Source organism: Roseivirga sp. AWQ4_251, from assembly GCF_056158225.1.
Genome location: NZ_JBSWSW010000001.1, coordinates 2,893,646 through 2,915,916, shown reverse-complemented (window position 1 = coordinate 2,915,916; position 22,271 = coordinate 2,893,646). Strand labels below are relative to the sequence as shown.

The following is a 22,271-nucleotide window of genomic DNA, read 5'->3' as shown; positions in this document are numbered from 1 at the left end:
AATGAAGGCACAAAATTGCAAACTCTGTTGAAATAAAAAAATCAGGCCGCGAAGCCTGATTCTATAAATCTTAAAAGTGATTAAAGTCTTAATCTTCTTTTTGAGGTTCTTCTTCGTGAGCCTTTGCTTCTTCCTGAGTTTCTGCATCAGGAACAGATTTCTCTTTTACTTGACCGTTGGCAGAAGTATAAGCTTCGTAAGTGGTTTGCTTATCGAAGGGTCTAGGGCCAATCAATCCTTCCAAATCAGATTGGAATATGATTTCCTTTTCCAAAAGTTGTTGGGCAATCACTTCAAGTTGCTCCTTTTTATCCGTCAACAACTGTTTTGTTCTAGAGTAAGCCTCATCAATAATTTTCTTAACCTCTTCGTCAATGGTTTTGGCCGTTGCTTCCGAATAAGGTTTGTTAAAATTATAATCGGATTGCTTAGAGTCGTAGAAAGAAATGTTCCCGATTTTCTCGTTCATACCATAAACGGTAACTATGCTATAGGCTACTTTCGTTACTCTTTCCAAATCGCTTAGAGCGCCTGTAGAAATTTTACCGAAGATGATATCTTCCGCAGCTCTACCTCCAAGTGTCATACACATTTCGTCCATCAACTGTTCTGTTTGATACAAGAACTGTTCTTTAGGAAGATACTGAGCATAACCGAGTGCTGCCACACCACGAGGAACAATACTCACTTTAACCAATGGATCGGCATGTTCTAAGAACCAGCCTGCCACAGCGTGACCTGCTTCGTGATAAGCCACAATCTTCTTCTCTTCAGGAGAAATGATTTTGTTCTTTTTCTCCAAACCACCAATTACTCTATCAATAGCATCTTGGAAGTCGGCCATATCAACAGCCTTTTTGTCTTTTCTGGCAGCAATAAGAGCTGCTTCGTTACATACGTTTGCGATTTCAGCACCTGCGAAACCAGGAGTTTGCGCAGCTAATTTCTTAGCATCAATATCTTTTTCAAGCTTAATAGGCTTCAAATGCACTTTGAAGATGGCTTCTCTTCCAGAAATATCTGGCTTATCAATACTAATTTGTCTATCGAAACGACCTGGTCTTAATAAAGCTTGGTCGAGTACGTCAGGACGGTTCGTGGCTGCCAAAATGATTACTCCAGAATCAGTAGCAAAACCATCCATTTCTACTAAAAGAGAGTTAAGTGTGTTTTCTCTTTCATCATTAGAACCTGGCATTTGTCCTTTACCGCGAGAACGACCTATCGCATCGATCTCATCAATAAATACGATACATGGTGCTTTTTCTTTGGCTTGCTTGAATAAATCTCTCACTCTAGCGGCACCAACTCCTACGAACATTTCAACAAAATCAGAACCTGAAAGTGAAAAGAAAGGAACGCCAGCTTCACCTGCTACTGCTTTAGCGAGCAAAGTTTTACCTGTACCCGGAGGGCCAACTAATAATGCACCTTTAGGGATTTTACCTCCTAGTTTGGTGAATTTTGAAGGGTTCTTTAAAAACTCGACAATTTCTTTTACTTCTTCTTTAGCTTCATCTAAGCCAGCTACATTGTCGAAGGTGATTTTTACTTTGTTTTCAGCATCGAATAAAGCAGCTCTTGATTTACCAATGTTGAAAATTTGACCACCAGGACCAGCATTGCCAGTCATTCTTCTCATCATTAACCAGAAGAACAATACGATGATGATTAAGAAACCATATGTGCCAAGAAATTCCATGAAAGTTGCCTTCTCATCGAATTCTACTGGTACTTGCTGTTCTTTCGGGATATTGTTGTTTTTAAGAAGTTCGGTGTAATAATCTTCAAAGCTATCTGCGCTAGGGAAGTAATTTCTCAATACATATTGAGGCCCTGTAGAAAGTCCAAAAACAGAGTTTTGATCTAATTCAGTTTTATATTTTGCATTGCTTAGCGCATCGGAATTCAGTGATATTTCAACCGTTTTTTGATTGGTTATAAAAACGATTTTCTTAACATCATTTCCTTTAATCATACTCTCGAATCGCACAGGGGTAATCGGGATTCCAGAATCTTGGTTGGTAAAGAATGAAATAGCGAAAACCAAGATAATCAATGAGATAAATACCCATACCTGATTATTTGGTCGCTTGCCTCCCGGTTTAGGAATGATGTTTTTCTTTCTCGGACTGTCTGGCATTGTTTAATTTTATAAGTTCAAATCTAACGTTAAACGCTATGTGAGGAATAAAGTTGAAGAAATTTACTACCCTACGGTAGTTACTTTTGCATCTCCCCAAAGATCCTCAAGAGCATAAAACTCTCTTTTGTCGCGTTTGAAAATATGAGCTACCACGCTAACATAATCTAAGAGAATCCACTCTCTGTTTGTAAATCCTTCTTTGCGCCAGGGTAACTCTTTAGAAGCTTCTTTCACTTCTTTCTCTACAGATTCGGCAATGGCTTGAAGTTGGGTGTCAGAGTTTCCTGAACAAATGATGAAAAAGTCACTAATAGAACCTTTTACTCCTCTTAAGTCAAGAACCTTAATGTCCTCGGCTTTGCGTTCCTCCATCCCCTTAATTACGATTTGGCTCAGTTCTTCTGAATTCATTCAGGTTTTTTGTGTCTAAAATTGTTTTTTCTTTGCGGGTAAAACTACGAAAATTCATTGTACAAAATCCTTGCTAATACTTTATTTCTGGGCAAAGAGATCAATTACATGCCAAGTTGTCACTCAACCAATGATGAGGCGCTGAAATTGATCAAAAAACCTGACACCCGAGAAGGGCTTGTCGTTATGACTGACCATCAGACAGCCGGCCGTGGCCAAAGAGGGAATCAGTGGTTATCAGAAGCAGGTGCGAACCTAATACTGAGCCTAATTCTAAAGCCTAATTTCTTAAAAGCTTCCGATCAGTTCTTTTTGAACATGGTTTCTTCATTGGCTGTTCAGCGAGCCATTCAACTTGTAGCTCCACAGGTAGAAGTTAAGGTGAAATGGCCCAATGATGTGCTGGTGAATGAGAAGAAAGTGGCTGGTATTCTCATTGAAAATTCTTTGCAGAAAAGTCACATTCAATGGTCGGTAATTGGCATTGGACTTAATGTAAACCAATCTCAGATGAATTTTCAGAAAGCTACTTCTCTGAATCTGCAGACTGGAGAAATACTGGATTTGCAGATTTTGTTTGAGCATTTGATGGCTCAACTGGAGTATTTCTATTTGCAACTGAGGTCGGGAAAAAGAGATAGTCTAAAAGAGGTTTATCTTCAGAATTTATTTGGCTATCAAGAAACAAGGCCTTATCGATCCGAATACCATTTTCAAGGAATGATTACCGATGTGTTAGAATCTGGGCACTTGAAAATGTCAACTCCGCAAGGGATTAAAACTTTTGATTTTAAAGAAGTTGAGTTTTTGTACTGAACAGGGAAATCATTTTGATCTTCTTTAGCTGAAATGGTATCTTTGCATTTCAAATTTAAATCAAGATATGCAAGAAACTGGTCTAGAATACAAGGTTAAGGATATTGCCCTAGCTGATTGGGGAAGAAAAGAAATTCAATTGGCAGAGGCCGAAATGCCCGGCTTAATGTCTCTTAGAGCAGAATTTGGCGAATCACAGCCTTTGAAAGGAGCAAGAATTGCGGGTTGTTTGCACATGACAATCCAAACTGCTGTTCTTATCGAAACGCTCGTTGCGCTTGGTGCTGAAGTAAGCTGGTCTTCATGTAATATTTTTTCAACTCAAGATCATGCCGCTGCTGCCATTGCCGCTGCAGGTGTTCCTGTTTATGCTTGGAAAGGCATGAACGAAGAGGAGTTTGACTGGTGTATTGAGCAAACTCTTTTTGCTTTCCCTGAAGGCAAGCCATTGAACATGATTTTGGATGACGGAGGAGACCTTACCAATATGGTTCTAGATCGTTATCCTGAATTGGTAAATGACATTAAAGGACTTTCTGAAGAAACCACTACAGGGGTTCACAGACTTTACGAAAGAATGAAGAAGGGCACACTTCCAATGCCTGCCATCAATGTTAACGATTCTGTAACCAAATCTAAGTTTGATAATAAATACGGTTGCAAAAAGTCTTTGGTAGATGCCATTAGAAGAGCAACTGACGTTATGCTTGCTGGTAAAGTTGCTGTTGTAGCTGGTTATGGTGATGTAGGTAAAGGTTCTGCTGCTTCGTTAAGAGGTGCTGGCGTTCGCGTTATCGTTACCGAAATTGATCCAATTTGTGCGCTTCAAGCTGCTATGGATGGTTTCGAAGTTCTTAAAATGGGTACTGCTATTCCAAGAGTAGATATCGTTGTTACCGCAACGGGTAACAAAGACATTATCCGTGGAGAGCATTTCAAAGCTATGAGAGACAAAACCATCGTTTGTAATATTGGTCATTTCGATAATGAAATCGATATGGCTTGGTTGAACAAAAATTATGGTAGCAGCAAGGTTGAAATCAAGCCTCAGGTAGATTTATACAATATTGAAGGAAACGAGATTATTGTTTTAGCTGAAGGTCGTTTGGTGAACTTGGGTTGTGCTACGGGTCATCCTTCTTTCGTAATGTCCAATTCCTTCACAAACCAAACCTTGGCCCAAATCGAGCTTTGGACAAATACTGACGCTTACGAAAACGCAGTATATACCTTGCCTAAACATTTAGACGAAAAAGTAGCTTCTCTTCACTTGGCTAAAATTGGCGTGGAGCTAGAGCAGCTTTCTGAAGAACAAGCAGAATATATTGGTGTAACCGTTGATGGCCCTTACAAGCCTGAACACTACAGGTATTAAAATTTAATTTTATTCGAATTGAAGCCTCTGATATTATTCAGAGGCTTTTTTGTTTTACACCTACTTCTATATATTAAGGGTTTACTTATTTTTTATGGAAACTTTATTCAGCATTTATAGAAAGGGGACAAGGAGAAAAATAAAGAAATGGTTAGGGCATGAACCTTCCGATCCCTATATGAAATTTAAGGAAATAGATTTTTTTACTGAACTCCTTAGGAATTTTGAACCGCAAAGATGCTTAGAATATGGAGGAGGAATTAGTACCCCTTATTTCTTACAATATCTCCCTGAAACTGCGCAGTGGTACTCAATAGAGAACAATCGCAAATGGTTTGATTTGGTAAAGGAAAAAATCAAATCCGATAGAATCCATTTGAATTTGGTGGATGTTGAGGAGAATAAAGACCAACCAGCAGAAACTGATTCGTATGTACATTTTGCTGAAAAAATTGGCGGCCAGTTTGATTTGATCTTGGTAGATGGAATTAATAGAGAAAACTGTATCGATATGGCTCCAAAATACTTAAAAGAAGGTGGCTTATTGGTGGTTCATGATGCAAATAGAGTACAGTATCATTCTCATATTAAGCAATTTAAGCATTGGAAGATAATTCAAGATTTTCGAAAAACTGCTGGAGGATTCGCGTTAGCAAGCAATAATATAGATTTAGATAATTTGGTTCAATGGGAAAGGCATAGCCAACTTTGGAAGGCTGATTCGGTCATTTCAAATTTTTTCAAATTCAAATTTATTGTAGGTAACGGAAAGCCATTTAAGTTAGATGAGGCTTAGTCTCTGTAAATTAACTTGAAACGCGCAAAATCAGAATAGTCATTGTTTTTAGCCTTCAAATTCGCTTTTACTAACTTGGCAAACTGCGATTCACTGGCAAAGTCGTAAATCCATCCTTCCCATAATACTTTTGCTTTTGGGAAGGAATCTGCATGTTCTTCTCTGATAAGTGCCAAAGTGGCCTCTGGATATTCTACTATGTCTTGCAAAGTGTCTTGCCTTATTACAGGACGTTTTGCGTAAAAAGGCATATTGTGTATCAGGGTTCCGTCAATCTGTAAAGGAGTTTCCGCGCTGATTTCATTTGATGAGTTAATAATGCTTCCTAATGCCTTGTAAGGTCTAAGTTTTTCTAAAGGTTTTAAGTAAGCCCCAACAAGAATGTAAGCAGTTAATATCGCGTAAAACGGCACTGCTAGAAGTAGATTGTTTTGTTCAATTCTGCTACGATTGAGTATTAAGAAAACTATAATTGCTGCGGATAGAAGTGGAATTGCGTAGTACCCCAATGCTAATTGGAAGTAATAGACCATTCCAAAGGAGGCTACAAGGATAAGAAATGCGGGTAAAAAAAATGTAGCCTTCCATAGAGAAGAAAACAGCTTTTTCCCCTTTGGAATATTGATCATTGCCGCTGTAACAATCAATGCCATGGCAGGGTGGGCTTGAATAAAATAGGTTGGGATTTTGCCTTTGGCCACGCTGAATATGACCAACATGACCAGAAACCAAGAGAGGGCGAATCCGATTTCCTTTTTGATAAGTTTGTACCGAAATGCGTAAAAGAGTAGAGCGCCAAAAAAAGCAAGTGAGTAGGGAAGAATGCCCCATGAAATAACACCAAGGTAGAAGAAAGGCCTCATGCTTTTTTCATTTCGGGTAAAGGCTCTTTCAAAGGTCTCGTGTTGAAAAATTCTCCAGAAATCATCACCATAGGATAAGTACATGTAGACAACCCAACTGAGCCCAATGATCAATACAATAGGAATTCCAAAATGGAGTTTGAGCTTTCCTAAACTTTTAAACCATTCGCGAAGATTGAATTGAGCTTCAATCAATAGGTAAAGTCCTACGATGCCTCCAATAATTATGATGTACGGATAACCCTTTGTTAAAACCGTCAGGCCTAAAGCCACATAGAATAAGTAATAGAACTTAGCGCTATTTCTTAAATGGGCCTTTAAGAACCAATAAAGGGTTAGAGTGAAGAAGAAGGTTAGGGGAATTTCGGGAGATGCATACTGTTTTACTGCAATAAGTTGAACGCTTACGGCCATGATAACCATTGCGTAAAGCCCTCCCTTGTTTCCATAAAGCATTTTCCCTAACAAATAGGTTATCCAAACCGATCCCAAGGTCATTAGAACAATAGGTAGCCTAATCCCGAATTCATTTAAACCAAAAATGGCTGAGCTGATAGCTATGGCCCAGTATGTAAGAGGAGGCTTATTATAACGTGGCTCATAATTGTATTTGATGTCCACAAAATTTCCGCTTTCGAACATTTCTCTAACCGATTCAGCGTAGAAACTTTCATTTGGTGTCCAAATGGCATTGGTGCTGAAATGATAGAAGTATACGCCTGCTATTATAAAAAAAAGAAAAGCAAGTTGTGTCTTATGAGAAGCTTGGAATTGGAGGCTTTTCAGCATAGAGTTCATTGTTTTGTGCTCTTCTTTTTATTGAGTTCACGAAGGTAAACATACTTCAAAAATGAAGTGTGAGCGCTGGTTATGGCAATTACCAAACCATAGAAACCATCTAAAAAACCAAGTTTTAGAAAATAGCTTTTAAATAAGAGCAGCGAAGAACTACCCAAAGCTTTTATCGCGGATGATTTCTTTCCTTTCTTGTACATAGCATTGGCCGCAATTTGAGCATATTTAGCGGCTCTTAATGCATGATCTTCAATTCTATGAAAAGAATAATGGAATAGGTCTCCTTTAAGTTTTTTGCTTGCTACCCCTGCTTTTAAGACTACTGTGTCATGAGGGTTTTCTCCTCCCCATTTACCATATTGTTTGTCCCAAAGTCGAGTTTTTGCATCAGGATACCACCCACTGTGTTTAATCCACTTACCGCAAAAATTGGTTAATCTATTGAAATGATATGCCTCAGCTTGCCAATTTCTCTTAACCTCAAGAATGCTTTTTTGAAGTGTTTCAGAGAGTTCTTCATCGGCATCTAATGAAAGAACAATTTGATGTGTTGCTTGGGCAACTGCGTAATTCTTTTGTTCTATATGGCCTGAGAATGGATTTTCAACAAAGCGCACGCCATGTGCTTCGCAAATCTCTTTGGTTTTATCAGTAGAAAATGAATCAATTACAACGATTTCATCGCAAACCGGAAGCATAGATTTCAGGCAACGATCAATATTCATTTCTTCATTATAGGTGATAACAAGCCCGCTAATTTTGATTTTGCTCATCACTTAACTTTTGAAGTTTTGGTTGATGTCAACTTTAAGCAGTTTTCGAAATCATTCATAATTTGATCCAACTCGAATTTGTTAACAATGGTTCTGCCATTTCCCCCCATCTTAGTCTGAAGCGCTTTGTCTTTGCTAAGGGTTGCTAGCCTGTCGGCAAAAGCGGTTGTGTCTCCAAAGTTTACCAAATAGCCGTTCACACCATCTTCGATCAATTCTGGATTACTAGTGATATTGAAAGCCACTTGTGGTTTTTTGGCAATCATTGCTTCGGCTAAAACGTAACCAAAACCTTCCCATTCAGAAGTTAATGCGAACACATCAATGCTATACATAAAGCTATTCATGTCGTCAACAAAGCCCAATAGCTCGATTTCATTATTTAATTGTTCGGTTTCTATTTTCTGTCTAAGCGATTCTTCTAACTCACCTATGCCAGCGATTACAATTTTAAACTGAATCCCTTTTTGCTTTAGTGCTTTGGCAATCTCTATGAATTTGAACTGACCCTTCTGCTGAGTAAGTCGTCCTGCATTGCCTATGATAAAGCCGTCTCCAAAATCATGCTTATTCACAGGTAGGTTTTCGATGGCCTGTATGTCTAAGCCTTGATATACGATAGCTACATCTTCGGTCGATATACAGTTAAGAGTTCCCAACATTTTCAGCCTTGTTTCCTTTGAATTGGCTATGATATGGGTGAGCACATTTCCGTAAATGATTCGATTTATAAAACTGTTCTTTACAGGTGCGGCTAGGGCTCTATAAAGAACTATTCTTTTTACACCTGCGAGTTTGGCTCCAATGGCTCCCACTTTTGTGTCGTGAGATGCAGATATAATTACCGCTTCAATTTCATTCTTTTTGAAAAAGCGGATAATCTGCCAATACTTCAGAGGATTTAGGAAGGAAAGATTCTTTAAGGTAATATTGAAAGTCTTGAACCCAGCTTTCGAAGCTCTTTGAGCCAAAGGACTATTTTCACTAACTGCGAAATGAACGTTATATCCACGTTCCCGCAGCTTAAGCGAATAATCGTAATGTATTTTTTCACCACCGCCCCAGAATCTTGTGGAATTTAGAAAACAGATATTTTTCATTTAGGCAGATGGCTTTTGTTGAGTATAAAATTGAAAGGCAAAATATTCTTACTATTTAAATTTGCAGGTCAAAACCTTTCCGTGTCTTTTCTGGTGCAAAAATAATGAATTCACCGTTTAATCTTTGTTAGTGCTAAGATTAAGAACTGGAGAAGCACTTTTTATTACACAGAAATAGAATAGGAATTTGAAGGGAGAGAGATTAGAAAATAAAATAGTTGTTATTCTGCTTTTAAAAAAGGAGTTAAAGAGCCAATTCAAGTTTATTCAAAATCATACCTTTGTAATCAGCAATTGTGAACGGGGCAAGGGTTTATTTTCATTTCTGTAAGAAGATACATGCCGACAGCAATTATAGTTAACAGTATCTGAGTTATGATTCTAGTAGAAAACGCGGTAATAAGTGACGATATAAAAGAGCAGTTCTTTGTTTGTGATTTGGATGCATGCAAAGGGGCTTGTTGTGTGGAAGGCGACCTGGGTGCTCCTCTGGAAGATCATGAACTCAAAGAATTGGAAGATGCTTTTGAAGCTGTCAAGCCTTATTTGAGCGAAGAAGGCTTAAAAGCTATTGAAAAGGAAGGTCTTTATATTAAAGATTTTGAAGGAGACTATTCAACCACCACTATTGGGAATAGAGAGTGTGCTTTTGCGCTTTATGATGAAAAAGGAATTCTAAAATGCGGAATTGAACAGGCTTACCGAGATGGCAAAACGACCTTCAAAAAGCCGATTTCATGTGAGTTATATCCGATTAGAATCACGAAATACGATCATTACGAAGCCTTAAATTACGATCGTTGGTCTATTTGTTCCGCTGCTTGTACGTTAGGTGAAAAATTAGGCGTGCCAGTGTATAAGTTCCTCAAAGATGCTTTGATCAGAAAATACGGTGAAGCTTGGTATCAAGAGCTTTGCAATGAAATAGAATCATCTGATTCTTAAGGTTAATCTTCTTTCTTCCAGTCTGGTCTATTCATGTTAGTAGTTGAGCTTTCTGGTTGAAAACAAAAAAAGCCTCGCAAGGAGGCTTTCAATATCAATAACAGCAGGCTGTTTATTTCAATACAGAGAAATCAAATGTTTCTAAGAACTTTGTTGTGAAGTGACCTGATTTGAAGGTTTCATCATCCATCAATTTGATATGGAAAGGAATTGTGGTTTTAATTCCTTCAATCACAAATTCTTCCAAAGCCCTTTTCATTCTTACCAAAACTTCTTCTCTCGATTGAGCTGTAACAATTAGCTTAGCAATCATTGAATCGTAATTTGGCGGAATGCTATAGCCAGCGTAAACATGGCTATCAATTCTTACACCATGACCACCAGGTAGGTGTAAATTGGTGATTTTTCCAGGGCTTGGTCTAAAGCCATTTGCAGGGTCTTCTGCATTAATTCTACACTCCATAGAATATAATTTAGGGAAGTAGTTTTTGCCCGAAATTGGCTCGCCAGCAGCAACTTTGATTTGTTCTTTGATCAAGTCGAAATCAGTTACTTCTTCCGTAATCGGGTGTTCTACCTGAATCCTAGTGTTCATTTCCATGAAGAAGAAATCTCCATGCTTGTCTACCAAGAATTCAACTGTTCCTGCGCCTTCATAAGCAATAGCTTCAGCGGCTTTAACGGCTGCAGCTCCCATTTTCTCTCTTAGTTCTTGAGAAAGAATTGGAGAAGGGGTTTCTTCAACAAGCTTTTGGTGTCTTCTTTGGATGGAACAATCACGCTCTGAAAGGTGGCAAGCTCTACCTGTGCTGTCGCCTACTACCTGTATTTCTACGTGACGTGGTTCTTCTACGAACTTCTCAAGGTATAAGCCGTCATTTCCGAAAGCAGCAGCGGACTCCATTCTGGCATCGTCCCAAGCTTTTTGGAATTCGCCATCGTTTTTCACGATTCTCATTCCGCGGCCACCACCACCAGCGGTTGCCTTAAGAATAACTGGGTATTTAATTTCGTTGGCGATTTTTAATCCTTGTTCAACAGAATCAAGTAGGCCATCAGAACCAGGAATGGTTGGAACGCCAGCTTTTTTCATGGTGTCTTTAGCGGTAGCCTTATCGCCCATTTTATCGATCATGTCGGGGCTAGCACCAATGAATTTAATGTTGTATTCTTCACAAACTCTTGAAAACTCAGCGTTTTCAGAAAGGAAGCCATAGCCAGGGTGAATGGCATCGGCATTTGTGATTTCCGCAGCAGAAATAATGTGCGGAATTTTAAGGTACGAATCTTTAGAAGGAGCAGGGCCAATGTTTACTGCCTCATCTGCAAAACGTACGTGCAAACTGTCTTTATCGGCCGTGGAATAAACTGCCACGGTTTTAATGCCCATTTCTTTACAAGTTCTTATAATGCGTAGGGCAATCTCGCCACGGTTGGCTATGAGTATCTTTTTAAACACTGCAATCGATTTTGAGGATTGAGAAATAAAAAGGGAGCTAAACACCCCCTAATTTCAATTATGCTGGATCTACAAGGAACAGCGGTTGGTCGTATTCTACTGGAGAAGCGTTTTCAATTAACACTTTTACGATTGTTCCTGAAACTTCAAACTCGATTTCGTTGAAAAGCTTCATGGCTTCTACGATACAAACTTTATCTCCTACTGAAACTTTGTCTCCTACATTTACAAAAGAAGCATCTTCTGGTTTAGGAGAACGGTAGAAAGTACCAATCATAGGAGATTTGATTTCGATGTACTTGCTGGTGTCGTCTTGAGCAGCTGCTTTAGGTGCTTCTGCAGGAGCTGGAGCGGCTGCAGGTGCAGGTGCTGCTTGTTGAACAGGTGCTGCTACGGCTGGGCTCGCAACAATTTTACCTTCAATGTCTCTTTTGACTTTAATCTTGAACTCTTCAGTTTCAATATTGACTTCAGCCAAACCAGATTTGGCAATGAAGTCGATCATGTTTTTAATTTCTTTCGGGTTCATAAGGTTGTGTTTTTTCCTCCTTGGTTTGAGCTCTATTTTACGCGCTCTCCGTAAGAGTTGGTTCTGGTGTCTACTTTAATTTTGTCGTCTTGGTTAATGAATAAAGGAACTTGAATTTCAGCTCCGGTTTCCAAGGTAGCGGGTTTAGATGCGTTTGTGGCGGTGTCGCCTTTAATACCAGGTTCGGTATAAGTTACTACCAATTCTACATATGCAGGAAGTTCAACCGTAAGTACCGATTCAGTTTCAGCATGAAACATGATGTCAACTTCTTGGCCGTCTTTCATCAAATGCGGGGCGTTGATCAATTCTTCCTGAACGCCTACTTGCTCAAAAGTTTCAGCGTTCATAAAGTGGTAGCCCAAATCATCTTTATATAAGAATTGGTGAGGTCTTTTTTCTACTCTGGCGGTTACTACTTTGTGGCCTGAAGAAAAAGTATTGTCCAAAACTTTTCCTGTTCTAAGGCTTTTGAGTTTGGTTCTTACAAAAGCAGGTCCTTTTCCAGGCTTAACATGCTGGAATTCAGTGATGGCATACAAGTCGTTGTTGTATTCTATCACTAGACCATTTTTAAAATCTGCTGTACTTGCCATAGGTTTATTTCAAACTAAGTTACAAATAATCAAGAATGTGCCTAAAGATTTTTACGATGGGTCGTATGCCCATTTAAGGTAAACGGCTCCCCAAGTGAAACCACCACCGAAGGCGGCAAGAATGAGGTTGTCACCTTTTTTAAGTTGTTTTTCGTAATCCCAAAGACAAAGAGGAATAGTTCCACTGGTGGTGTTTCCATAGCGATGGATGTTCAACATCACCTTGTCTTCACCAATTTCCATTCTTCGGGCTGTGGCATCAATAATTCTTTTGTTGGCCTGATGAGGTACAAGCCAACTTACGTCTTCACCAGTCAATTGGTTTTTCTCCATGATTTCTGCTGAAACATCTGCCATATTGGTTACGGCAAATTTGAAAACTGCAGATCCTTCTTGGTAAACGTAATGCTCTCTGTTGTCGATAGATTCGTGAGATGCTGGTTTTCTACTTCCGCCCGCTTTCATATGTAAATGCTGGGCTCCTGAACCGTCAGATCTCAGGATGGTATCCATAATACCAACTTCTTCTTCTGTAGGTTCTAGTAAAACGGCTCCTCCGCCATCGCCAAAGATGATGCAAGTGGTTCGGTCTTGGTAATCAATAATGGACGACATTTTGTCGGCTCCAACTACTACTACCTTTTTATATTTTCCAGTTTCAATGAACTGGCTTCCTGTAGTCAAGGCATAAAGAAACCCAGAACAAGCTGCTTGTAAATCATAGCTGAAGGCGTTTTTAGCTCCAATAGCATCTGATATAATATTGGCCGTGGCCGGAAAAAGCATGTCTGGGGTGGTGGTGGCGCAAATGAGTAGGTCTATTTCAGATGGGTCGGTGTTGGTTTTTTCTAACAAACCCTTAACGGCTTCAATGCCTATTACCGATGTTCCTTGACCTGCGCCTTTGAGTATCCTTCTTTCTTTAATACCCGTTCTGGTGGTAATCCACTCGTCTGTAGTGTCTACTATGGTTTCGAGTTCTTTGTTGGTGAGTACATAATCTGGTACCCAGCCATTTATGCCCGAAATTTTAGCTCTGATTTTAGTCATTAAATACGTTTTAGATGAAGTTTACGCAACTCCACTTCTAAATAATGCGCCAATATAAGGCTAAGTCAATGAGATTCAAATTATAGATTTCACTAAACTCTGAACCGTGTTCGGAATGGAGTGTCTATAAATAAATATTGCTCCTGAATCCGCATTCAGGAGCAAGTATTTCAATTGCCTTATGTAATCTTAGGCTAAAACTTCTTTTTCCATTACAACTTTACCTTTGTAGTAAAGTTTACCTTCATGCCAGAAAGCTCTGTGTGGCATGTGCATTTCGCCTGTGGTTGGGCAAACTACCAATGATTTTGCACTCAATTTCTTGTGAGTTCTACCTTTGTCTCTTCTGGTTCTGGAGGTTTTTCTCTTAGGATGCGCCATTTTTCTACAATTTTATAGCTTATGCTATTCTTTATTTTTCAAATTCTTTAATGCTGCCCACCTAGGGTCAACAGCTTCTTCATCGTCCTGCTTCTGATTCTCGTCTTCATCTTCTTCTGAAGAATAGATCATAATCACTTCTTCTTCGTCATCTTGATCTTCATCATCAGCAAAACGTGGATGAAGTTTTTTCATAGGGATTTCCAATCCAATAAATTCAAACATAATGGAGGCCACATTCAGTTTTTGACTATCACGTGGTATAACCATTACTTCATCAGAAAGCTCATTCCATTCATCTCCTAATTTGTAGATGTAGTCTTTTTCCAAATGAATTGGAAAATCGAACAAATCGAGACTTCTGTCGCATTGTAGCTCTACAGTGCCATCGATATGGAATTCAGTCTGAATCATTGTTTCGGACTTGTTCAATAAGACTTTAGCTTTAAGGTTTCCCTTACTAACAATCTCATTTTCAAACAACTCAAAGAACTTCTCATCTAAATCGAATTCAAAATCATGCAGCCCATTGCTAAGCTTAAAGATTTGAATTTCATATCGTCTGAGTGGTTTCAATTCTCCCTTCTCAAATTCAGGACTGCAAAGGTATGAAAATTCAATGAATTCGTAAAAGGGTGTGCGTGAATTTGATATAGAAAAAATCTACTTTCTTTTTATGATGGTTTGCGCAAGTGGCTGAATGTAAAAAAGCAGCCCAAAATCAGGGCTGCTTTACATGAATAATTAATCGCTCTACTTCTTAATTATTGAGTTGAAGATGAATCTACAATCTTCAACTGACTGTCTTTAGGTAGTTGGGCTATTTGCTCAGCTTTTAGCGCCAACTCTGAAAGGGAATCTTTGTACCCTTTTAAATTAAGCTGTTCTAAGAAGATAAAGTTCAGTTTTATGTTCTTATGCTTAGCCGCCTCCTTAAAGTCGTGTAAGATTTCTAATACATCGTATTCAATATGAACCGTTTTGGTTGCATCAATCAATACCTGACTGTTAGAAGGCATGCTGTTCAATTCTTTAAGAATTGGAGCCTTGTTCAAAAATGTGACATTTTCTGAAAGGATAACTCGAAAATGCTTGTCGTCTGCATCTTTAGTAGTTTTTAACACATAAGGACTTTTGTAGTTCTTTAACAGAATAAAGAAAATGGCTACGCAAAGACCAATGCCGATTCCCACCAGTAGATCTGTAAACACAATTGCAAATACGGTGACTACAAAGGGAATAAATTGCAACCATCCTTGCTTGTAGGTTTGAATAAAAATGGCAGGTTTTGCCAATTTATAACCTACTATAAAAAGAATGGCGGCTAGGCTTGCCAAGGGAATCATATTCAGGATGTCAGGAATAAGCATGGCTGAGGTTAAGATTAAAATGCCATGAATAAGGGCAGAGGTTTTAGTTTTTCCTCCCGATTGAATGTTGGCTGAACTTCTAACAATAACCTGAGTGACTGGCAATCCGCCAATAAGGCCAGAAACCATGTTGCCAATTCCTTGCGCTCTTAGCTCGCGATTTGTGGGCGTTACTCTTTTTTCAGGATCAAGTTTGTCAGTTGCTTCTACACAAAGCAATGTTTCCAAACTAGCTACTATTGCAATGGTAAATCCAATAACCCAAACTTGAGGGTTGGTGATGGCAGAAAAATCAGGAAGTGTAAATTGACCAAAAAAGCCCATTAAGTTTTCGGGTACAGGAATGGAAACCATGTGTTCGGGATCTATGGAAAGAGAAGTGCCTTCAAAAGCACCTCCTAAAATAATGCCTGTGGCAACCACTACCAGTGGGCCTTGAATAATTTGGAACAGCCTGACTTTTTTGATGAACTTCTGTTCCCACAAAATAAGAATGGCTAGAGAAATGGCCGCTATTGTCATTGCGCCAGGAGATACATAATCCAGCATATTGGATAGTTCGGTAAATGTGTTTTCTCCATCAGCCTGACTGAAATCGAGATCTCCTTCATAATCGCGGTCATAACCAAAAGCATGTGGGATTTGCTTTAGAAAAATAATGATACCAATGGCAGAAAGCATTCCTTTGATCACTGAAGAAGGGAAATAATAGCCGATGATTCCTGCGCGAGCGATTCCTAGTAGAATTTGCAAAGCTCCGCCAATAATTACGGCAACTAAAAATATTTCGAAAGCACCTAGTTCGTTGATAGCGCTTAATACAATGACAGCCAATCCGGCAGCAGGCCCAGAAACCCCAAGACTTGAGCCGCTAAAAGCAGTAACGACAATGCCGCCAACCATGCCGGCAATAATGCCTGAAAAAAGTGGCGCTCCAGATGCCAAGGCAATGCCTAAGCAAAGAGGGACGGCTACCAAAAAAACGACTAAGCCAGCAGGCGCATCTTTATTAAGATGTTTGAATAATTCAGATTTCATGATAAATGAATAAAGCTCTGATACCATTGAAGAATCAGAGTATGTTTTAGGAAAAGGAAATGATAAGTGAAGTGTGGTAATTAAGCCTTTTCCGGTGGTGGGCTTACTACTTCTTTAGAAATGCTCGATTGCACGTTTTCTTTATAGAAGTATGAAAAAAATGATTGTGAACTAAACCAACTAATTTCGTATGAGCTGGCTATGAAATCATCGCTAAACTCTTCAAGGTCGTCTGAAGATTCTTCTTCATCGCTTTCTTGTTCAAAATCAACAAGTTCAGATTGAGTATCGTCCCAGAGCTGTCTTCCGAAGTGCTCTATCACAAATGCACAAACAAACACCATGAGCAAGTATATTGCTATCGTGTGTTTTAGTCGTTGAGCATAAGAGTTCTTCAAAATCATCAGGGCCTTAGGGGAGTTTCTGTATTAATTTACGAAAGTTGCTGGTTTTCAGCAAGTCATAAATCTACTTACCCTATTCTATTTTTAATTACATCCATGGCCATGTAAAGGGCCGAACGCAAGCTCGAATGGTTTGCAATGTTTTTGCCGGCTATGTTGAATGCCGTTCCATGGTCGGGTGAAGTTCTGACAATAGAAAGGCCAGCCGTAAAATTGACACCGTCTTCAAAGGCCAAAGTTTTGAACGGAACCAAACCTTGATCGTGGTACATGGCCAAAATTCCATCAAATTTCATGAATGAGTTGTTGCCAAAAAAACCATCGGCAGGGTAGGGGCCAAACACCAATTGACCTTTCTCTTTGAACTCGTTCAATACGGGTTTTATCACTTCAATTTCTTCAGAGCCCAAAAGTCCATCTTCGCCAGCATGTGGGTTAAGCCCTAAAACTGCCACTTTTGGTTTACTAATGGCAAAGTCTTTCTTCAATGAGCCTAACATCAGCTCTATTTTTTGCTTTAGCTTTTCTTGGGTTAGCTCTTCTGAAATTTTGTTTAAAGGAATGTGCCCCGTTGCAACACCAATTTTTAGGTTTTCATTGCATAAGAACATCAGGCTTTCCTTGGCTCCGAAGGTTTCGGTGAAAAATTCAGTGTGACCAGGGAACTGAAATTCCTCGCTTTGAATATTGTGTTTGCTAATCGGGCCAGTCACCACACCGTCAATCAGGCCTGATTTTAAATCTTCTACTGCGCGTTGCAAAGCCGCTAACGCGCATTTTCCGCCTTGTTCGTTTTCTTCTCCAGGATTTACCTCAAAATCATCGTCCCAACAGTTGATTACGTTTGGCTTTCTGTCGTTAAAATGATCGCCATCTTTGTATTGATAGAATACAAAATTGTTGATGTCCAGAATTTTCTTGTAGTGAGAAAAAGTCTTACCATGACCGTATAAAACCAAAGTGGCATAATCATATAATTTCTGCTCAATTACAGTTTTAATGATAACTTCTGGCCCAATTCCATTGGGGTCGCCTATGGTGATTCCGATTACGGGTTTCTTAATGTTTTCTTCTTCCTGGTGTCTGTTCATGCTCAAAGAATTTCCTGCTTTTGCGATCTTTAAAAAAAGTTAAAGTAGGTTTGGGGTTGAAAATGGAATTGGGTCGAAATTCAATTTCAGTGTCTCGCTTCTATTTTCAATTTTCTGCAAATTAACGTTTTTTCTAGAACAAGTTCCATGTCATCTGTAAGGCCCAAAAAACATCTTGGTCAACATTTTCTAACCGATTTGAACATCGCAAAACGTATTGCAGATGGGCTCTCGGGGCATAATGGATATACTGAAGTTTTGGAAATTGGCCCAGGAATGGGCGTTTTAACTCAGTTTCTTTTACAGCAAGATTTTCAAACTTCAGTAATAGAAATAGATAAAGAATCAGTGGCTTATTTAAAGCAGCATTATCCTGCTTTGGAAGATCGCATCATTGATGGCGACTTTCTGAAACTCGATATGGAAAGTTTGTTTGATAGTCCTTTTGCAGTAGCGGGAAACTTCCCTTACAATATTTCTTCTCAGATATTTTTCAGGATTCTAGACTTCAAACATAAGGTGCCCGAAGTGGTTTGTATGATTCAGAAAGAAGTGGCCGATCGGTTGATTTCTCCTCCTGGAAACAAAACTTATGGCATTCTGAGCGTGCTCCTTCAGGCTTATTATGATTTGGAATATTTATTTACCGTAAAACCCGGTGTTTTCAATCCTCCGCCTAAAGTAAATAGTGCCGTAATTCGCTTAAAACGGAATAATGTGGAGCGTTTGGATTGCGATGAAAATTTATTTCGAAGTATTGTGAAAGCGGGCTTTCAAATGCGGAGGAAAACATTGCGCAACGCACTAAAACCGATAAATTTGCCAGACGAGCTGAAGGATGAGAAAGTACTGGATTTAAGGGCCGAAACACTTTCTGTTCAGCAGTATGTAGAACTGACAAACCTGATATCATCGTGTCGGAAATCATAAAGGAATTTGAGCTTTCCAAAGAATACTTAGAGGCCCTAATCAAGGCCATCGAAGCTAAGGACGACCGCTTTATCCGCGAGACGATGGAAGGGGTGAATCCGGCCGATATCTCTTCTCTTTTAGACGAGGTTGAAGGTATTGATGCGAAATATGTGCTCGATGTGCTTGATAATGAGGTGGGAGCCGAAATTATCGAAGACCTTGAAGAAGATACCAGAACCAAATTTCTCGAGAATTTTACGCCAAGAGAAGTAGCTGACTACATTACTGAAATGGAGTCGGATGATGCGGTGGATATCATCAATGAGCTTCCTGTAAAAACGAGGGAAGAGGTTATTTCCGAAATTACCGATCCCGATACGGCTGCCCATATTCAAGAACTGATGCGCTACGATGAAGATTGCGCAGGTGGTTTGATGGCCAAGGAAATGATAGTTGCCAATTTGAATTGGAACATCGTTCAAACCATAGAGGAAATCCGTAGGCAGCGCGAAAATGTGGACAGGATTTATTCTGTGTATGTGGTTGACGATCGCCACAAACTCTTAGGGAAAGTCTCGGTTAAGGATATTCTGCTGGCCAATGATAATACTCAAATCAAAGATATTTTTGACGATGATGTGATTTCGGTAGAAACCTACTTAGATGAAGAAGAGGTTGCCGATATCATGCAGAAATACGATTTGGATGTGGTGCCAGTTGTCAATCTTCAGGGCAAACTTGTAGGGAGAATTACCATCGATGATATTGTTGATGTAATTACCGACCAAGCTGAAGAAGACATGCAGCTGATGTCTGGTCTTTCTTCAGATGTAGAAGAAGACGATACCGTTTGGCAAATCCTAAAAGCTAGACTTCCTTGGCTTATCATTGGTTTGATAGGAGGCATTGTGGGAGCTTATGTGATCAAAGGATTTGAAGAGGAAATGGAAAACATGGTGGGGCTAGCACTGTTTATCCCTCTAATTATGGCCACAGGCGGTAATGTGGGGATTCAGTCTTCTACTATTGTGGTACAAGGTTTAGCCAATAAATCTGCATTTACGGATACACTGGCCAAAAGGCTCTTGAAAATGGTGGTAGTTGCCATTTGCACAGGCCTTGTTTTGGGGCTTATCAGCTTTCTGTTTGTAAACCTATATGCTGAATCTTATCTGGGCTTGGTTGTAGCTGTTGCACTTCAGGCGGTTATTTTACTGGCTTCGTTTATGGGCACCGCAACGCCATTAATTCTCCATAGATTTGGCATTAATCCTGCCGTTGCTTCAGGGCCTTTTATCACCACCGCAAATGACATTTTAGGCATTACAGTTTATCTGTTTGTCGCCAATTTATTACTCTGATTATTCATGCAAAAAAAGTGTTTGATTATAGACGACATGCACGAAAGCATTGTGCAGTCACTTGCTCAAATTGGAATGGAAGCCAATTATCAGCCCAATATTTCTAGAGAAGAATTACTGGAGATAATTGGTGATTATCATGGTCTTTTGATTCGAAGTAAAACTGAAGTAGACCAAGAATTGGTTGATGCCGCCACTCAGCTTGAATTTATTGGTAGAGCGGGAGCAGGCCTCGATAAAATTGATGTGGAATATGTAGAGGCTCGCGGTATCGAAATTCTAAATGCTCCCGAAGGAAATAGAGATGCTTTGGCAGAACATGCCATGGGTTCGCTGCTTTCTTTGTTGAATCACTTGAACAAGGCCGATAGGGAGGTTCGAGAATGGATTTGGGATAGAGAGGGTAACCGAGGTGTTGAGCTGAGCGACAAAACTATTGGCATTATAGGTTATGGTTATATGGGGCAAGCGTTTGTTCAGAGATTGCGTGCTTTCGACTGCCGAATTTTGGTTTACGATAAGTTTAAAAAGGGCTTCGGAACTAAAAAAGTAGAAGAGGTAAGTCTGGCAAAACTTTTCGATAAGGCTGATATTCTAAGTTTACATGTGCCATTGACTCCCGAAACCAAAGGTTGGATAAATAAGGAATTCATCAAGAGGTTCAAAAAGGATATTTATTTGCTGAATACAGCCAGAGGCGAAATTCTTCCAACTCAGGATTTACTTGATTTGATGGATGAGGGTAAAGTTTTAGGGGCAGCTTTAGATGTGCTTGAAAAGGAGAAATTTGATAAATTGACAGAAAAAGAAAGGCCGATTTTTGAAAACCTTTTCTCAAGAAAGAATGTAGTATTATCGCCTCATGTGGCAGGATGGACTTTTGCTTCTTACAAAAGAATAAATGAAGTTTTGGTTGGTAAAATCGCTTCTCATTACCGAATTGAATGGGAGGGTTAAACCAAATTCATTTCCTTTAAAGCGAAAAGTTTGGGCTTTTATGCCTGTTCATAAGGGGTTTAGGAGCCTAGCTAAATTTTACTTAAATTTGCATTTACTATCGCCTGAACGGGCGATTTTGTATTTTAGGCAACGGTTTCTTTTCGAAGCCGTTCTTTGTTTTCTATAGATTTTAAAAATTAAATAATAAAAATATGGCTGGAGTTTCATACTATACTGAAGAAGGCTTGCAGAAATTGAAAGATGAACTTCAACATCTGAAGACTAAGGGCAGATCAGACATGGCCAAACAAATTGCTGAAGCCCGCGATAAGGGTGACTTGAGTGAGAATGCAGAATATGATGCTGCTAAAGATGCTCAAGGATTGATGGAGATGAGAATTGCTGAGTTGGAAGGCCTTGTAGGGAACGCTCGCGTAATGAAAGACGAAAACGTAGACCTGTCAAAGGTTTCTATCCTTTCTACCGTAAAAATCAAGAATGTGAAAAACGGTATGGAAGTAAAATATACTTTAGTTTCTGAGAAAGAAGCTGACCTTAAAGCAGGTAAAATTTCATACGAATCTCCTATCGGGAAAGGTCTTTTGAATAAGAAAATTGGTGAAATTGCCGAAGTAAAAGCTCCAGCAGGTACTATGGAGTTTGAAGTTTTAGATATCACATTAGAGTAATATTATGGCTAGTATCTTCACCCGAATCATTAATCGAGAAATTCCTGGCCATATTGTAGCCGAGGATGAAAACAACATCGCATTCCTTGATATCAGTCCTTTGAAAAAGGGCCATACGCTTTGCGTTCCTAAACAGGAAGTCGATTACATTTTTGATTTGGATGAAGATACTTACTCAAGCTTGCAGCTTTTTGCCCAAAAAGTAGCTAAAGCAGTTGGAACTGCCATGCCTTGTAAAAGAGTTGGAGTGGCTGTAATTGGCTTAGAAGTGCCTCATGTTCACATTCATCTGATCCCTCTCCACAACGTTTCTGATATTGATTTTAGTCGCCCAAAACTAAGTCTCGATCAAGAGGAACTTGCCGAAATAGCCGAGAAAATAAGGGCTGTTTATTAGCCTTTTTTTTGAATATTTTGTTAATGCTGTTGTAT

General features: G+C 39.3%; 23 protein-coding genes. 9 read left to right on the top strand and 14 right to left on the bottom strand.

Annotated elements, in window-relative coordinates:
* Window positions 1–88: 88 nt before the first annotated feature.
* Both ftsH and rsfS read right to left on the bottom strand, forming a co-directional pair.
* Window positions 89–2,143 (bottom strand): ATP-dependent zinc metalloprotease FtsH, encoded by a 2,055-nt coding sequence (gene ftsH / locus ACXACJ_RS12740; RefSeq protein WP_475134810.1) that lies wholly within the window; start codon window positions 2,141–2,143, stop codon window positions 89–91.
* A gap of 66 nt (window positions 2,144–2,209) precedes the next feature.
* Window positions 2,210–2,557, bottom strand: a complete 348-nt coding sequence (gene rsfS / locus ACXACJ_RS12735; protein WP_475134809.1) for a ribosome silencing factor — start codon at window positions 2,555–2,557, stop codon at window positions 2,210–2,212.
* Between the two features lie 108 nt (window positions 2,558–2,665).
* On the opposite strand from rsfS, the gene ACXACJ_RS12730 reads away from it, so the two are divergent.
* From ACXACJ_RS12730 to ACXACJ_RS12720, 3 genes are all read left to right on the top strand, one after another.
* Window positions 2,666–3,373, top strand: coding sequence for a biotin--[acetyl-CoA-carboxylase] ligase (locus ACXACJ_RS12730; protein WP_475134808.1), 708 nt, complete (start codon window positions 2,666–2,668; stop codon window positions 3,371–3,373).
* A gap of 67 nt (window positions 3,374–3,440) precedes the next feature.
* Window positions 3,441–4,748: an adenosylhomocysteinase gene (gene ahcY / locus ACXACJ_RS12725; RefSeq protein WP_475134807.1), complete on the top strand. Its 1,308-nt coding sequence runs from the start codon at window positions 3,441–3,443 to the stop codon at window positions 4,746–4,748.
* A 94-nt stretch (window positions 4,749–4,842) separates the two neighbouring features.
* Window positions 4,843–5,544, top strand: a complete 702-nt coding sequence (locus ACXACJ_RS12720) for an O-methyltransferase (RefSeq protein ID WP_475134806.1) — start codon at window positions 4,843–4,845, stop codon at window positions 5,542–5,544.
* On the opposite strand, the gene ACXACJ_RS12715 is transcribed toward ACXACJ_RS12720, so the two are convergent.
* The 3 genes from ACXACJ_RS12715 to ACXACJ_RS12705 are packed head-to-tail and all read right to left on the bottom strand — an operon-like array spanning window position 5,541 to window position 9,075.
* Window positions 5,541–7,196, bottom strand: a complete 1,656-nt coding sequence (locus tag ACXACJ_RS12715) for an ArnT family glycosyltransferase (RefSeq protein ID WP_475134804.1) — start codon at window positions 7,194–7,196, stop codon at window positions 5,541–5,543. The two genes, ACXACJ_RS12720 and ACXACJ_RS12715, sit on opposite strands and share 4 nt — an antisense overlap.
* Before the next feature lie 5 nt (window positions 7,197–7,201).
* Window positions 7,202–7,975 (bottom strand): glycosyltransferase family 2 protein, encoded by a 774-nt coding sequence (locus ACXACJ_RS12710; protein WP_475134803.1) that lies wholly within the window; start codon window positions 7,973–7,975, stop codon window positions 7,202–7,204.
* Entirely contained in the window at window positions 7,975–9,075 is a 1,101-nt protein-coding gene (locus ACXACJ_RS12705) for a glycosyltransferase (RefSeq protein ID WP_475134802.1), read from the bottom strand. The genes ACXACJ_RS12710 and ACXACJ_RS12705 overlap by 1 nt, the downstream gene beginning before the upstream one ends.
* Window positions 9,076–9,450: 375 nt before the next feature.
* Here ACXACJ_RS12705 and ACXACJ_RS12700 point away from each other — a divergent pair, with 375 nt between their 5' ends.
* On the top strand, window positions 9,451–10,020 hold the full coding sequence (locus ACXACJ_RS12700; RefSeq protein WP_475134801.1) for a DUF3109 family protein: 570 nt from the start codon (window positions 9,451–9,453) through the stop codon (window positions 10,018–10,020).
* 112 nt (window positions 10,021–10,132) lie between these two features.
* On the opposite strand, the gene accC is transcribed toward ACXACJ_RS12700, so the two are convergent.
* The 9 genes from accC to pdxA all read right to left on the bottom strand — a co-directional run bounded on the left by accC (window position 10,133) and on the right by pdxA (window position 17,938).
* The gene (accC, locus tag ACXACJ_RS12695) at window positions 10,133–11,479 is read right to left on the bottom strand and encodes an acetyl-CoA carboxylase biotin carboxylase subunit (RefSeq protein ID WP_475134799.1); all 1,347 of its coding nucleotides are present in this window, start codon (window positions 11,477–11,479) and stop codon (window positions 10,133–10,135) included.
* 58 nt (window positions 11,480–11,537) lie between these two features.
* A complete protein-coding gene (accB, locus tag ACXACJ_RS12690; RefSeq protein WP_475134798.1) occupies window positions 11,538–12,008 on the bottom strand; it encodes an acetyl-CoA carboxylase biotin carboxyl carrier protein in 471 nt (156 codons plus the stop codon).
* A 32-nt stretch (window positions 12,009–12,040) separates the two neighbouring features.
* Window positions 12,041–12,604, bottom strand: coding sequence for an elongation factor P (gene efp / locus ACXACJ_RS12685; RefSeq protein ID WP_475134797.1), 564 nt, complete (start codon window positions 12,602–12,604; stop codon window positions 12,041–12,043).
* A 51-nt stretch (window positions 12,605–12,655) separates the two neighbouring features.
* Window positions 12,656–13,654, bottom strand: coding sequence for a beta-ketoacyl-ACP synthase III (locus ACXACJ_RS12680; protein WP_475134796.1), 999 nt, complete (start codon window positions 13,652–13,654; stop codon window positions 12,656–12,658).
* Window positions 13,655–13,843: 189 nt separating this feature from the next.
* The gene (rpmF, locus tag ACXACJ_RS12675; protein WP_475134794.1) at window positions 13,844–14,035 is read right to left on the bottom strand and encodes a 50S ribosomal protein L32; all 192 of its coding nucleotides are present in this window, start codon (window positions 14,033–14,035) and stop codon (window positions 13,844–13,846) included.
* A 24-nt stretch (window positions 14,036–14,059) separates the two neighbouring features.
* Window positions 14,060–14,611, bottom strand: coding sequence for a YceD family protein (locus tag ACXACJ_RS12670; protein WP_475134793.1), 552 nt, complete (start codon window positions 14,609–14,611; stop codon window positions 14,060–14,062).
* Window positions 14,612–14,799: 188 nt separating this feature from the next.
* Window positions 14,800–16,443 carry a SulP family inorganic anion transporter gene (locus ACXACJ_RS12665; RefSeq protein ID WP_475134792.1) on the bottom strand — a complete coding sequence of 548 codons (1,644 nt, stop codon included), beginning with the start codon at window positions 16,441–16,443 and terminating at the stop codon, window positions 14,800–14,802.
* Window positions 16,444–16,523: 80 nt separating this feature from the next.
* Complete coding sequence (locus ACXACJ_RS12660; protein ID WP_475134791.1) at window positions 16,524–16,847, bottom strand: hypothetical protein; 324 nt, start codon at window positions 16,845–16,847, stop codon at window positions 16,524–16,526.
* Between the two features lie 68 nt (window positions 16,848–16,915).
* Window positions 16,916–17,938, bottom strand: a complete 1,023-nt coding sequence (gene pdxA, locus ACXACJ_RS12655) for a 4-hydroxythreonine-4-phosphate dehydrogenase PdxA (protein WP_475134789.1) — start codon at window positions 17,936–17,938, stop codon at window positions 16,916–16,918.
* A gap of 147 nt (window positions 17,939–18,085) precedes the next feature.
* On the opposite strand from pdxA, the gene rsmA reads away from it, so the two are divergent.
* The 5 genes from rsmA (at window position 18,086) to ACXACJ_RS12630 (ending at window position 22,236) form a co-directional block, all read left to right on the top strand.
* Window positions 18,086–18,868: a 16S rRNA (adenine(1518)-N(6)/adenine(1519)-N(6))-dimethyltransferase RsmA gene (gene rsmA / locus ACXACJ_RS12650; protein ID WP_475134788.1), complete on the top strand. Its 783-nt coding sequence runs from the start codon at window positions 18,086–18,088 to the stop codon at window positions 18,866–18,868.
* Window positions 18,853–20,211, top strand: a complete 1,359-nt coding sequence (gene mgtE, locus ACXACJ_RS12645; RefSeq protein WP_475134787.1) for a magnesium transporter — start codon at window positions 18,853–18,855, stop codon at window positions 20,209–20,211. The genes rsmA and mgtE overlap by 16 nt, the downstream gene beginning before the upstream one ends.
* Window positions 20,212–20,217: 6 nt before the next feature.
* Entirely contained in the window at window positions 20,218–21,168 is a 951-nt protein-coding gene (locus ACXACJ_RS12640; RefSeq protein ID WP_475134786.1) for an NAD(P)-dependent oxidoreductase, read from the top strand.
* A gap of 194 nt (window positions 21,169–21,362) precedes the next feature.
* Window positions 21,363–21,839: a transcription elongation factor GreA gene (greA, locus tag ACXACJ_RS12635; RefSeq protein ID WP_475134784.1), complete on the top strand. Its 477-nt coding sequence runs from the start codon at window positions 21,363–21,365 to the stop codon at window positions 21,837–21,839.
* A gap of 4 nt (window positions 21,840–21,843) precedes the next feature.
* Window positions 21,844–22,236, top strand: coding sequence for an HIT family protein (locus tag ACXACJ_RS12630; RefSeq protein ID WP_475134782.1), 393 nt, complete (start codon window positions 21,844–21,846; stop codon window positions 22,234–22,236).
* Window positions 22,237–22,271 lie beyond the last annotated feature (35 nt).

Excerpts from the sequence above, each read along its gene's own strand:
- ACXACJ_RS12705 (WP_475134802.1), bottom strand. The coding sequence starts at position 9,075 with ATGAAAAATATCTGTTTTCTAAATTCCACAAGATTCTGGGGCGGTGGT.
- ACXACJ_RS12700 (WP_475134801.1), top strand. The coding sequence starts at position 9,451 with ATGATTCTAGTAGAAAACGCGGTAATAAGTGACGATATAAAAGAGCAG.
- greA (WP_475134784.1), top strand. The coding sequence starts at position 21,363 with ATGGCTGGAGTTTCATACTATACTGAAGAAGGCTTGCAGAAATTGAAA.
- ACXACJ_RS12630 (WP_475134782.1), top strand. The coding sequence starts at position 21,844 with ATGGCTAGTATCTTCACCCGAATCATTAATCGAGAAATTCCTGGCCAT.
- ftsH (WP_475134810.1), bottom strand. The coding sequence starts at position 2,143 with ATGCCAGACAGTCCGAGAAAGAAAAACATCATTCCTAAACCGGGAGGC.
- rsfS (WP_475134809.1), bottom strand. The coding sequence starts at position 2,557 with ATGAATTCAGAAGAACTGAGCCAAATCGTAATTAAGGGGATGGAGGAA.
- pdxA (WP_475134789.1), bottom strand. The coding sequence starts at position 17,938 with ATGAACAGACACCAGGAAGAAGAAAACATTAAGAAACCCGTAATCGGA.
- ACXACJ_RS12680 (WP_475134796.1), bottom strand. The coding sequence starts at position 13,654 with ATGACTAAAATCAGAGCTAAAATTTCGGGCATAAATGGCTGGGTACCA.
- ACXACJ_RS12730 (WP_475134808.1), top strand. The coding sequence starts at position 2,666 with ATGCCAAGTTGTCACTCAACCAATGATGAGGCGCTGAAATTGATCAAA.
- ACXACJ_RS12715 (WP_475134804.1), bottom strand. The coding sequence starts at position 7,196 with ATGCTGAAAAGCCTCCAATTCCAAGCTTCTCATAAGACACAACTTGCT.
- rsmA (WP_475134788.1), top strand. The coding sequence starts at position 18,086 with ATGTCATCTGTAAGGCCCAAAAAACATCTTGGTCAACATTTTCTAACC.
- rpmF (WP_475134794.1), bottom strand. The coding sequence starts at position 14,035 with ATGGCGCATCCTAAGAGAAAAACCTCCAGAACCAGAAGAGACAAAGGT.
- ahcY (WP_475134807.1), top strand. The coding sequence starts at position 3,441 with ATGCAAGAAACTGGTCTAGAATACAAGGTTAAGGATATTGCCCTAGCT.
- ACXACJ_RS12665 (WP_475134792.1), bottom strand. The coding sequence starts at position 16,443 with ATGAAATCTGAATTATTCAAACATCTTAATAAAGATGCGCCTGCTGGC.
- ACXACJ_RS12720 (WP_475134806.1), top strand. The coding sequence starts at position 4,843 with ATGGAAACTTTATTCAGCATTTATAGAAAGGGGACAAGGAGAAAAATA.
- ACXACJ_RS12710 (WP_475134803.1), bottom strand. The coding sequence starts at position 7,975 with ATGAGCAAAATCAAAATTAGCGGGCTTGTTATCACCTATAATGAAGAA.
- efp (WP_475134797.1), bottom strand. The coding sequence starts at position 12,604 with ATGGCAAGTACAGCAGATTTTAAAAATGGTCTAGTGATAGAATACAAC.
- ACXACJ_RS12660 (WP_475134791.1), bottom strand. The coding sequence starts at position 16,847 with ATGATTTTGAAGAACTCTTATGCTCAACGACTAAAACACACGATAGCA.
- ACXACJ_RS12640 (WP_475134786.1), top strand. The coding sequence starts at position 20,218 with ATGCAAAAAAAGTGTTTGATTATAGACGACATGCACGAAAGCATTGTG.
- accB (WP_475134798.1), bottom strand. The coding sequence starts at position 12,008 with ATGAACCCGAAAGAAATTAAAAACATGATCGACTTCATTGCCAAATCT.